At 61.9% G+C, this 11,933-nt stretch carries 11 protein-coding genes; all 11 read right to left on the reverse strand.

Annotated features, from left to right (window positions below):
* A partial coding sequence (gene tssC, locus HCZ87_RS17055; RefSeq protein WP_167645674.1) for a type VI secretion system contractile sheath large subunit occupies nt 1-758 on the reverse strand: 758 nt, incomplete at its 3' end.
* A gap of 19 nt (nt 759-777) precedes the next feature.
* Nucleotides 778-1,293 carry a type VI secretion system contractile sheath small subunit gene (tssB, locus tag HCZ87_RS17060; RefSeq protein ID WP_167645676.1) on the reverse strand — a complete coding sequence of 172 codons (516 nt, stop codon included), beginning with the start codon at nt 1,291-1,293 and terminating at the stop codon, nt 778-780.
* The gene (locus HCZ87_RS17065) at nt 1,286-2,143 is read right to left on the reverse strand and encodes an ion transporter (protein ID WP_167645679.1); all 858 of its coding nucleotides are present in this window, start codon (nt 2,141-2,143) and stop codon (nt 1,286-1,288) included. The genes tssB and HCZ87_RS17065 overlap by 8 nt, the downstream gene beginning before the upstream one ends.
* Before the next feature lie 134 nt (nt 2,144-2,277).
* Nucleotides 2,278-3,501, reverse strand: coding sequence for a hypothetical protein (locus tag HCZ87_RS17070; protein ID WP_167645681.1), 1,224 nt, complete (start codon nt 3,499-3,501; stop codon nt 2,278-2,280).
* An 86-nt stretch (nt 3,502-3,587) separates the two neighbouring features.
* Nucleotides 3,588-6,317, reverse strand: coding sequence for a type VI secretion system ATPase TssH (tssH, locus tag HCZ87_RS17075; protein ID WP_167645683.1), 2,730 nt, complete (start codon nt 6,315-6,317; stop codon nt 3,588-3,590).
* A gap of 1 nt (nt 6,318) precedes the next feature.
* Entirely contained in the window at nt 6,319-7,392 is a 1,074-nt protein-coding gene (gene tssG / locus HCZ87_RS17080) for a type VI secretion system baseplate subunit TssG (RefSeq protein ID WP_167645685.1), read from the reverse strand.
* Nucleotides 7,356-9,233, reverse strand: coding sequence for a type VI secretion system baseplate subunit TssF (gene tssF / locus HCZ87_RS17085; protein ID WP_167645687.1), 1,878 nt, complete (start codon nt 9,231-9,233; stop codon nt 7,356-7,358). Before tssF ends, tssG begins: the two co-directional genes overlap by 37 nt.
* A 1-nt stretch (nt 9,234) precedes the next feature.
* Nucleotides 9,235-9,732 carry a type VI secretion system baseplate subunit TssE gene (tssE, locus tag HCZ87_RS17090; protein WP_167645689.1) on the reverse strand — a complete coding sequence of 166 codons (498 nt, stop codon included), beginning with the start codon at nt 9,730-9,732 and terminating at the stop codon, nt 9,235-9,237.
* The gene (locus HCZ87_RS17095) at nt 9,725-10,528 is read right to left on the reverse strand and encodes a type VI secretion system accessory protein TagJ (protein ID WP_167645695.1); all 804 of its coding nucleotides are present in this window, start codon (nt 10,526-10,528) and stop codon (nt 9,725-9,727) included. The genes tssE and HCZ87_RS17095 overlap by 8 nt, the downstream gene beginning before the upstream one ends.
* 101 nt (nt 10,529-10,629) lie before the next feature.
* Complete coding sequence (locus tag HCZ87_RS17100; protein ID WP_167645691.1) at nt 10,630-11,130, reverse strand: type VI secretion system tube protein Hcp; 501 nt, start codon at nt 11,128-11,130, stop codon at nt 10,630-10,632.
* Nucleotides 11,131-11,206: 76 nt separating this feature from the next.
* Nucleotides 11,207-11,933: type VI secretion system contractile sheath large subunit (tssC, locus tag HCZ87_RS17105; protein ID WP_167645693.1), on the reverse strand; the 727-nt coding region annotated here is incomplete at its 5' end.

The following is an 11,933-nucleotide window of genomic DNA, read 5'->3' on the forward strand; positions in this document are numbered from 1 at the left end:
TAGGGCAGACGGCCCAGGAAACGCGGCATTGCCAGACCGACGTATTTTGCGTCCTCGCTGTCGCGCAGCGAACGCCAGGCGGCATATTCCGGGGTCTGGAAGATCTTGGTCAGATCGCGCGGGTTCGACAGTTCCGACCAGCTGTCCATCTGGAACAGGGTCGGCTTGGCCCCGGTGATCAGCGGCGCATGGGCGGCGGCGGCGATCTTGGACATCTCGCCCAGGAGCTCGATATCGACCGGCGAATGGTCGAAATGGAAATCCGCCACCAGGCTGCCATAGGGCTCGCCACCCAGCTGGCTGAATTCCTCGGTGTAGATTTTCTTGAAGATCGGCGATTGGTCCCAGGCGGTGCCTTTGAACTTCTTCAGCGTCTTCGAGAGCTCCTTCTTGGAGACCGGCATCACCTTGATCTTGAGCTGCTCGTCGGTCTCGGTGTTGTTCACCAGATAATGCAGACCGCGCCAGGCGCTTTCCAGCTGCTGGAAATCCTCATTGTGCAGGATCAGGTTGACCTGCTCGGTGAGTTTCTTGTCGATCTCGGCCACGATGCCCTCGATCGAGCGCAGCGCGTCGTCGGAAATCAGCGCGGTATTGGCCAACGCCTGTTCGGCCAGCGTCTTGACCGCGGTTTCAACGGCGGTCTTGGCCTGGTCGGATTTCGGCCGGAACTCCTTTTGCAGGAGGCTGGCGAATTCACTGGAGCCAAACGCGGAGGCGCCTTCGGCGGCTTCGGTCTGAAGGTCTTGTTCAGCCATTTTTGTCCCTCCCTAAAATTTATTCGCCGGACTCGTCAGCACCACCGGGGGCGGGCTGCGCGGCCAAAGTCTTCAAAAGCGACGGGTCCTGAATGATCTTGGAAATGAGATCCTCGGCGCCGGTCTTACCATCCATATATGTCATTAGATTGGACAGCTGGGTCCGCGCTTCAAGTAGTTCGCGCAAAGGTTCTACTTTTGCGGCGATCGCGGCGGGCTTGAAGTCATCCATGCTCTCGAAGGTGATGTCGACCGCCAAATTCCCTTCGCCCGTCAAGGTGTTAGGCACGGTAAACGCAGCGCGGGGCGCCATGGATTTCATCCGGTCATCGAAATTATCTACATCAATTTCGAGGAATTTACGGTCGGCAATCGCCGGCTGTTCGACTTCCGACTTGCCGACAAGGTCGCTCATCACACCCATGACAAAGGGCAGCTGAACCTTCTTTTCCGCACCGTAAAGCTCCACATCATATTCGATCTGGACCCGGGGCGCGCGGTTGCGGGCGATAAATTTCTGCGAGCTATCAGCCATTCCTTGCCCCTTTCAGCTCTGCGATCTCGGTGCGCAGGGCGCGGATCTCGTCGCGCAGCTCCACCACATGGCCATCCACCACATCGGTTTCCGATTTGACCAGATCGCGCAGCTTGTGGATCTCGGCTTCGGTTTCTTCTTCCACCGCCGACTGCATGGTGTTGACCAAGAGACCGATAAAGAGGTTCAGCACCGAAAACGCGGTCACCACGATAAAGGGCACAAAAAAGGCCCAGGCGGTCGGGTAGACCTCCATCACCGGACGCACGATCCCCATCGACCAGCTTTCCAGCGTCATGATCTGGAACAGCGAATAGAGCGAGCGCCCCAGCGTGCCGAACCATTCCGGGAAGGCCCCGCCATACATCAGGGTCGCCATCACCGCGAAGATATAAAAGACGATGGAGATCATAACGATCACCGCGCCCATGCCCGGCAGCGCGTCCAACAGCGCCTGCACCACCGCCCGCATCTGCGGGATCACGGACAGAAGCCGCATCGCCCGGAGCACCCGCAAGCCGCGCAGTGCCGACAGCCCCTGCCGATCCGGCAGTAGCCCCAGCGCCACCACGATCAGGTCAAAGATATTCCAGGCCGAGGAAAAGAAACGCAGCCCATAGGCATAGAGTTTCAGCGCCAGCTCCAACACAAAGATCGCCAGCACCAGCCGATCCACCACCGACAACAGCCCGCCCACATGGGCCTGTACCGCCTCAGAGGTGCTCAACCCCAAGGTGACCGCATTGAAGATGATCACCCCGAGAATGGCATTGGTCACGGAACGCCGCTCGACAAACGCGCGCGCCCAGGCGCGGCTTGCAAACCTTTGTTCTGCGGTTAGATCTGACACGTTCTACATCTCCGTCGTATTTCGCCCGCCAGCCCGAGCCGGCATCTGTCTTGTGATCGCCAGGCCGGACAGGGCGCCGGCGCGACCGTCTCCGCCCAAAGGCGAAGACGCTATATGCATTTGCCCGTCCCGGCTCAGCTGGCCGCCTCGACGATATTGTCCACCAGCTCTTTGACATCCTTGATGGCATCCAGCACGCCCTTGGCTTCTGACATAATGGTCAGCTTGTCCAAGGCCTTGATCTTCTGGAGCGTGGTCAGGTCGTCGATCTCCAAACCGTTGCCCGCCATCACCGCCTGGATTTCCAGCAGGAAGGCCTCGCGCTTGGCCAGTTTTTCGTTCATCTCGCGGGCCGCGCGTTTCACTTCCATACATTTTGCACCGGCCTTGACCCCATCTTTGAGCGTCTTGGCACTGCGCATCGCCTTGGCAAGCTTGTCTGCCTTCTCGCCCAGCTTGTCGGTCTTGGTCATGGTCTTGGTGGTGTGCTCGCGGTACGCCACCCGCGCCGCTTCCACATCCTTGAGCTGGCTTTCGACCTTGGCCACGGCAAATTTGAGGATTGCGCCGCCAATGGTCTTGGCGTCACGCCCCTTGGTGATCTCGTCGCTCGCCGCCTTGAGCTTTGTCATGAGGGAGCTGATGGCGGTCTTGGGTTTCTTGAGATCAAGACCGTTGCCCAGATCGCCAAGCTCCTGACGCTCGATCGCCTGCTGGATCGAGGTTTCCCGCAGTTTCAAAAAGGCCGCAAGCCCCGCCCGCAAGTCCTTGCGCAGCGCTTCTTCGTTCTTGAGCTGCTGCTTGAGATCCAGACCCAGTTTCACGACCTCGGTCACGATGGTCTTGTAAGAGGTGACCTCGGCGCCGGACGTCGCCACGAGCTTGGCAATCGAGCCACCGATCTTGATCGCCCCCAAGCTCCATTTGATCACGGTTTTGACCCGCGCCTCTTTCAAAAGGCTGAGCTTCTGTGCTTCCAGCTTGCGCCGTTTTTCGATCGCGACCTGGGCGGCGGGTTCTGCGTTCTTCAGTGCGTTGTTGATGCTCAGGGTGGCATCCGCCACCATGCGCTCGACCTCTCGCTGGTTCTCCTTGCTGGGCTGCTGCATCAGCGCGTCGATCTTGGCGTCGAGCTTGACCGCTTCCTCGCGGATGATCGTCTCGTATTCGATCATCACATCATTGGCCGCGTCTTTCAGCCGGTCCATCGCCGTACTGGGCACCGCACCAGAGGCGGTGACCTCAATGCTGACATCGGCGCGGTATTTCGGAATCTCCAGGTGCTTCAGCTTGGGCTTGTCCCGAACAAGATCAACGATCTTCAGAACGTCTTTTGTGACAACCTTCTTCTGCGCCATGGGACACCTCCTACAGGATTGGCCGATGCAACATTTTATGTGGTTCGCCGCCAGCCAATGCTGCGTCAACCAGCGGCGAAAAGGACTTAGTCGAAGCTATAGGTGAACTCGCCGTCCGCCACGTCGATGGCGACCTTGCTGACCACCCCGCCCTCCATCAGGCGGCGCAGGAACTCGTTGGAAATATCAGGCAGCATGGAATTGGTGACGATGGCGTCGATCATGCGGCCACCGCTTTCCAGCTCCTGACAGCGCTCGACGATGGTGTCGACCACCGCATCCGAATAGGTGAAGGGCACGCCATGGGCCTCCTGCACCCGTTTCTGGATCCGGCCCAGCTGCAATTTGGTGATCTCGGCGATCATATCGGGGCTGAGCGGGTAATAGGGGATGGTCACCATCCGCCCCAGAAGCGCGGGCGGGAAGACCTTCAGGAGCGGGTCGCGCAGGGCCTTTGCCAGCCCTTCGGGATCGGGCAGCAGATCCGGGTCGGAGCACATATCCATCACCATATCGGAGCCCGCATTGGTGGTGAGCAGGATCAGCGTGTTCTTGAAGTCGATGACCCTTCCCTCGCCGTCTTCCATCACGCCTTTGTCAAAGACCTGAAAGAAGATCTCATGCACATCCGGGTGGGCCTTTTCGACCTCATCGAGCAGCACCACCGAATAGGGTTTGCGCCGCACGGCCTCGGTCAACACGCCGCCCTCGCCATAGCCGACATAGCCCGGAGGCGCGCCTTTCAGGCTGCTGACCGTATGGGCCTCCTGATATTCCGACATATTGATGGTGATGACATTCTGTTCGCCACCATAAAGCACCTCGGCCAGTGCCAGCGCGGTTTCGGTCTTGCCCACGCCGGAGGTGCCCGCGAGCATAAAGACCCCGATGGGTTTGTTGGGATTGTCCAGTCCGGCGCGGGAGGTCTGGATGCGCTTGGCGATCATCTTCATCGCGTGATCCTGACCGATCACCCGCTTGGCAAGATGGGTTTCCAGGCTCAGGATCGTGTCGAGCTCGTCCTTGACCATGCGACCCACCGGAATGCCGGTCCAGTCGCCCACCACCGAGGCCACCGCCTGGTGATCGACGATCGGCAGGATCAGCGGGCTGTCGCCTTGCAGGGTTTCGAGTTCGGCATTCTTGGCCCTGAGCTCGGCCATCAGCGCCGCGCGATCCTCGTCGCTCAGCGGGCTGTTGCCAGGCTCCATGGCGCCCTCCGCGCCCTCACCCTCAGACGCAACCGGCGCGTCCACGGGCGCGGCGCCCTCCCGGAGCTTGGCGCGCAGGTCCAAAATCGCGTCAACGCAGGCCTTTTCGCGATCCCACTGGGCGGTCAGCTCGGCGAGCCGCGCCTCTTCCGCCTCTTTTGCGGCCGTGACCGCCTCGCGCCGGTCGGCGACCTCATAGCCGGCGGTCTCGTCGCGGCCGATGATTTCCAGCTCGGTGGTCAGCGCCTCGATCCGGCGCTGGCTGTCGTCCACTTCGGCGGGCACCGCATGCTGGCTGACCGCAACCCGGGCGCAGGCGGTGTCCAGAAGGCTTACGGATTTATCCGGCAATTGCCGCGCCGGGATATAGCGGGCGGAAAGGCCAACCGCAGCCTCGATCCCCTCGTCCAGCACCTGCACCCGGTGGTGTTTTTCCAGCATCGAGGCAATGCCGCGCATCATCAGCACCGCCTTGGAGATCGAAGGTTCCTCGACCTTCACCACCTGGAAGCGCCGGGTCAGGGCGGGGTCTTTTTCGATGTATTTCTTGTATTCGGCCCAGGTGGTGGCGCCGATGGTGCGCAGGGTGCCGCGCGCCAGCGCCGGTTTCAGCAGGTTCGCCGCATCGCCGGTGCCCGCCGCACCGCCCGCGCCGACCAGCGTGTGGGTCTCGTCCACGAACATCACGATCGGGGTCGGGCTGGCCTGCACCTCGTCAATCACCTGACGCAGGCGGTTTTCAAACTCGCCCTTCATGCTGGCGCCCGCCTGCAACAGGCCCACATCCAGCACCAAGAGCCGCACATCCTGAAGCGCGGGCGGCACGTCGCCGCGCGCAATCCGCAGCGCGAAACCTTCAACCACGGCGGTCTTGCCCACCCCGGCCTCGCCGGTCAGGATCGGGTTGTTCTGCCGCCGCCGCATCAGGATATCAACGATCTGGCGGATTTCCTCGTCGCGCCCGACGATCGGGTCGATCTCGCCCGCCTTGGCCTGCGCGGTGAGGTCGGTGCAGAATTGCTCCAGCGCCTCGCCCTGGCCCATCGCACCGGGCGACATCGCGCCGGAGGCCTCGCCCGGCTCCGCGCCGCCGCCCACGTTGGAGCCATCCTGCGCCACCAGCCGCTCCTCGGGCGAGCCATCGGTGGCCGCGTTGAAATTGTCGGCCAGATCATCGGCACCAATCCGCGCCAGCTCCGGCGACATGGAGCTGAGAATATTGCGCAACGCCGGGGTCTTCAGCATGCCCAGCAGCAGATGCCCCGAGCGCACATGGCTGGCGGAGAACAGCAGCGAGCCCCAGACCCAGCCGCGCTCCATCGCGTCCATCAGATGGTCCGACAGATCCGAAATCGTCGAAGCGCCGCGCGGCAGCTGATCCAGCGCCCGGGTCAGTTCAGTTGCGATCTTGCCGGTGTCCAGATCGTAATGCTGGATGATGCGGTGAATGTCGCTGTCCTGCTGCGCCAAGAGCTGATGCAGCCAATGCACCAGCTCCACATAGGGGTTGCCCCGCATCTTGCAGAAGACGGTCGCGCTTTCGACGGCCTGATACCCTAGCTTGTTGAGCTTGCCAAACAGGGCCACGCGGCTGATCTCGGTCATATCAGGTCCTTCTCTCTGTCGAATGTTCTTGTATTACAACCGCATGCGCGGGGTAGAGATAGAGGTCTTCGGCATCCGGGCGCGTTGCATCCGGGTCCGGGCGGGCGCCGATCCAGCTGGTGTGACCCAGCCGTGTGCTGCCGCCGAGACTGGCGCGCGGCACCTCTTCGCCGTCCAGAATAAGGTTCACATCCCAATCAAGGCAATCGCCGACATAGGAGCGCACCACCGCGCGCACCCGTTGCAGGCTCTGCCCGCCGGGCAGCAGGCGCTCGTAATCCGCAAGGCTCAGCGGGCCGATGCGCAGGCGAAACTTGGCGGAACGGCTCCAGACTTTCTCGCCGATCGAGGTGGTCTGGCCCAGGCTCCCCATGCCAAGCGCCCAGCGGTCGTCGGGTTCCAGCTCCAGCCAGGAGCCGACGAATTCCTCCAGCGAGACCTTGACCCCGAGGAAGGACGACAGGATCGACACCAGCCCCTCCGGGTTGCGGGCCTGCTGGCCGAAATGACCGGCATAATGCAGCCGCGCCATATCCGGCATGGCGTCGCGATCCTGCAAGTGATCGCCGTGATAGCCCGCCAGCGCCGCCACCTTGCGTGCCATCGGATCATCGCCGCGATCAAAGCTGGCAGCGGGCGAGCCCTGCGTCCAGGCGCGATACAGCAGGCTTAGCATGCGGTGGGTCAGCATGTCGGCAAAGGCCACCATCGTCGGGTCGCGATGGTTGCGTTTGCGATCCCGCGCATATTCGGTCAGATGCAGCGGCAGCGGCCCGGAGGGGCCAAAGAGGCCGAAAAACCGGTTGGTCAGCCGCGCCGGGGCTCCGCCGCCGCCGGGTTTGAAATCCGCAATGGTGGAGGTGGGAAAGGCCATCTCCGCCTCCTGCCCCAGACGCAGCGCATCCTGACGGGGCCTGCGGCTTTCGCCCAGGCGAGGATGGTCGGAAAAATGCGCCTCAAGCACCCGCAACGCCTGGAACAGATGATGCTCCTGCGGGGTCTCGGCCAATTTGCCGAACAGCGTGTCATCCTGGCCGGTCACAGCACGCGACCCAAGCCCTTTTCCGGTCGCCATCGGGCAATTTCCCCGCGTTTTTCAGTGGTTAGAACAGTTTCGGTAAAGGAGTTGATGCTGGCATAGCCGCGAAAGAACCGCTCCAGCACCGCGCCAAGCGCATAGATATTGGTGCCCTCAAAATAGCTCTCGTCAAACCCCAGCGAGACCTCGATGCCGCGCACCGCTGTCGAGAGCACCTCGTCACTCATCCGGCGCACGATCGGGCGGGTGTTGACCGATAGGATCCCCTCCAGCTGCTTTTCGGTGACCCGATTGCCGAGGGGCGCATAGAGCCCGATCAATTCGCGCAGCGCCGAGGCCGACTGCCCCTTGTCGCTTTCGGCAATCGACATGTAGTTCAGGCTGAGGTGGGAAATCAGCCGCCAGGCGGTATCGCCCTGCGCCAGCGTCGGATGCGGCCGCGTCGGCGAGACCGGCAGGGTAATTTTCTTGACCGGGCCGCCATCGGGCAGGTGGAACACATCCTCGTCGCCGGTGGCCAGCAGCATCGGCAAATCGCGATTGGTACAAAGCGCCGTCACCGCCAGCTGTTCCAGCCCCGGCTTGTAGGGCGCCTGCGCCCGGTCCACCAGCGTCAGATAAACCTCGGAGCCGAGATAGGACGAGCGCACCCCGCGCAGGCGTTCCTTTTCCGAGCGCTGCCGCATCTTGCGCTTCAGCGTGTAGTAGGCCGGGTGGATCTCGCCCGCGGCGGTCATATCGGTGGCGGAATAGAAGGGGCGAAAGCTCACGTCGTCCTCGCCATCACCGCTGATCCCGACCACGGATTTCAGCGCGTAGACTTCAAAATCCAGCCCCGCCGTGCGGTTCGGAATCACATGGTGTTCGGTGTTTTTCGACAGCACCCGCACCCGGTCACAGCGTTTTTCAAACAGGTTCACCGCTGGCACCGCATGGGGCTCGAAGGTCTCGGGCGTGATAATCGGGCCGATGTTCTTCATGCCGTCGCGCAGCAGGATATAAAGATCCACATCCGTGCCCTTGGCCTTTTGCAGCGCCGCCTTGAACCCGGCCAGCTCGACAAAGCGAAAGCGCTCCGGCATGGCGAAATATTCTTGCAACAGCCGATAGCCGTCAAACACCCGGCGCGGCACCGGCAGCAGGGCCTCTTCGGGCGAAAACCCTTTTTGCCGCACCCGCGCATCGCGCAGCGGCATTTGCCAGTCATCGCGGCGATCCGTGCTGCGCCCGACAATGCCGCTGACCTGCGTGCACAGCAATTCCAGCAGCGGCCAGCTGTTGCCCGAGGCATTGGTCAGATAGAGGCTGAGGCTGTTCATATCCAGCTCGCGGATCGGCTCGCCATCCTTGCGCCGCAGCCGCAGGCGCACCGCCGCTCGCGCGTCATACCCCTGCGCCACACCGGCCGCGACCAGCTCGCCACGCCCGTCGATATACTGCGCCTCGGCGATCTCGATCGGCCAGAGCGTCAGGTCGGAACAGGTGCGAAACTCCACCGCCGTCTGCATCCCATCCGTCAGCCCCGAGCGCAGCACCGTTTCGCGCGGCAACCGATAGCCGCCCTTGACCGCAGAATTGGAGATATCCGGCTCCAGCCGGGTGATCATCATCGACGGCGTCGGCGCCAGATAATGCGGATAGATGATTTCCAGCAGGTTGGAGGTGAAATTCGGATACTGCAATTGCAGCTCCAGCTGCACCCGCGCCGACAGGAACGCCACGCCTTCCAGCAGACGTTCCACATAGGGGTCGAGCACCTCCACCCCCTCCATGCCCAGACGCGAGGCGATCTTTGGGTAGGCGGCGGCGAATTCCGCGCCCATGTCGCGCAGGTAATTCAGCTCGGTCTCGTAATGCTCCAGAAGCCGCGTGTCCATGTCAGCCCCTCCGATCCATCTGCACTTCGCCAGTGGTCAGATCCACCTTGGAGCGCAGATAGAGTTCCAGCGGCATCGGCTGCGCCCACATATCGGCGCGGATCTCCAGCGCGACGGTCATCTGCGTCGTGTCATCGGCATCGACCAGCGCCACATCCACCGAGCCCTCGATGATGCGCGGCTCATATTGCTGGATCGCCGTGCGAATGGTGTCCCGGATTTCTCGCATCTTTTCCTTCGCGGTGAATTCACCCGTGACCTCATGCAGGCCGTAATTCAGAACCGAGCGCGCCGCCGACGGGTAGCGTTCGGCATCAATGTAATGTCCGCCGTTTTGCGTGTTCAGCAGCCAGGAGAGGTCGCGCTGGATGATCTCGCGCAGCCGCACGATGTCGATCACGCGGGAGTCACGGGCTTCCTTCCGCTCGCTGGGCGCATCATCGGTGAGCCGGTCCAGCAAGGACGGCTGCAAACGCTCGGCGACCGTCTTGTCAGCCATCGCCGGACGCGCCCCCGTCCATCTTCAGGAGCCGCAGATCCATCAAGGCCACATCCTGCTGATCGGTGGCCAGCACCCGCTGGCCCTGGCCGCCATAGGTATCGGCGCCCAGATCCACCCAGTTGGTTTCCCGCGCCAGCGCCGTCAGCCCGCCGATCTCGGCAGCACCGGGATAGCGCGTCGGCACCAGCACCGCGAGGGCGCCGCCGCCCTTGGGCGTCAGCGTGCCCGCCATCCAGACCGCATCGCGCAAATCGGCGGGCTCTTCCAGCTCCAGCGTGTCGATCTGCGAAAACGGCATCCAGAAATAGCGCCCGTTTACAATCACTTCCAGCACCGGACCCAGCCGCATATCGGCATCGGCGATCCATTCAAACCGGGTGCCGTTCAGCTCGCCGGCGGTTGCCGGGGCCGCATCAAAGGCGCGCGCGCGCACCGCGGCGGCCTGCACCGGATCGCCCGCCGCCAGCGCCTTTTGCGCCTGAATGAGCAACGCCAGCCACTCTTGCGGCTCGCCAAAGATCAGCGGATCCTTTTCGCCCTTGAACACCTTGTCGCGATAGACCTCGCAGATGATCGCCTCGCGGTAGGCCTGCGCCATGGTGGTCGCGCCGCTGTCCATATCCGCCGAGAGCTTCAGCTGCGTCACCGCGCGTTTCCAGTCGCCCAGCACGCAGAGGAGCTGAAACAGGAAAATCCGCAGCTTGCCGTTGGAGGGATCCTTGCGCACCTGATCCTGAAGCGCCGACAGGGCCGCCGCCGGATCGCCAGCTTTCAGATACTCTTGTGCTGTCATTGCCACGACGCGCGTCCCCCTGAAATTCTATAAGAAATTTATTGCTTGTGGTCCCGGCCGCGCAGGCGCCCGGGACATTGATAACACGCAAAACGGTGGCGTTATTCGACCTGACCGGTCTGCACGTTCCACTTGAAGGTGTTTTCGGTTTTGAGCTTCGCAGTCTTCTGGTCGGTCGACTTGTACTCATGCTCGATCGCCGCATAGGCCATGGTCCAGGTTTCTTCCGGGATACCATCCTCGGAGCCGGAGACCGAATAGCTGTCGATCACCACGTCCTTGAGCGTCCAGATGGAGTAGGCTTCCAGACCGGCAGAGGCGCTTTCGCCCGAGCGGCACATGTGCAGCTTGATTTCCGGGCGCACGGTGCCGTTGGCAACCGAGGTCGCCAGCTTGTTGGAGGCGATCCCCATCTGCGAGGTCACTTCGACCTTGCCAAAGTTGGAGTTGGCGTGCCCACGCTGGGTGGAGCCGAGATCGGACATTTCAACCGCGCGCTCAACGTTCCAGCTCAGGGACTGGATCACGATCCATTTGTCGTGGCCTTTCTCGGTGGCGTCGCCGGGGATGTCCGAGATTTGCACAAACATGTTCGCAGCCATGGTTCATTCCTTTCAGATCAGATGTTTTTTCGAGTTCGAAGTGTTTTCGAGTGAAGATGTAATACGCGACCTTAAATCAGCCCTTCTCAGAGGGCAGTTTGGAAACCAGTCTCAAAGATACTGACAGGCCTTCCAGTTGGTAGTGAGGCCGCAGGAAGAACTTGGAGCTGTAATAGCCCGGGTTCCCTTCGACCTCTTCGACAACCACTTCGGCCGAAGCGAGCGGCTTGCGCGCTTTTTCCGACTCGGAGGAGATGTCGGCATTGAAATCAACGTAATTGTTGATCCAATCCTGTAGCCAGGACTCCATGTCCTGGCGGCTCTTGAAAGAGCCAACCTTGTCGCGAACCATGCACTTCAGATAATGCGCAAAGCGGCAGGTTGCGAAAAGATACGGCAGACGGGCCCCGAGGTTCGCGTTTGCGGTGGCATCGGGATCGTCATATTCGGCGGGCTTGTGCAGGGACTGCGCGCCGATAAAGGTGGCCACATCGGTGTTCTTGCGGTGGATCAGCGGCATCATGCCGTTCTTTGCCAGCTCCGCTTCGCGACGATCGTCGATCGCGATTTCGGTCGGGCATTTCTGGTCCACGCCACCGTCGGTGGTCGGGAAGGTATGCGAGGGCAGCCCTTCCAGCGTGCCGCCGCTTTCAACGCCACGGATCCGCGAACACCAGCCATAGCTCTTGAACGAACGGGTGATGTTGGTCGCCATGCCATAGGCGGCATTGACCCAGCCGTATTTGTTGCTGTCCGCGCCCTCGGTGTCTTCTTCAAAGGCGAATTCTTCAACCGGATCAGTG

Origin of the sequence: Phaeobacter sp. HF9A, from assembly GCF_011806385.1 — a bacterium.
GTDB lineage: Bacteria > Pseudomonadota > Alphaproteobacteria > Rhodobacterales > Rhodobacteraceae > Epibacterium.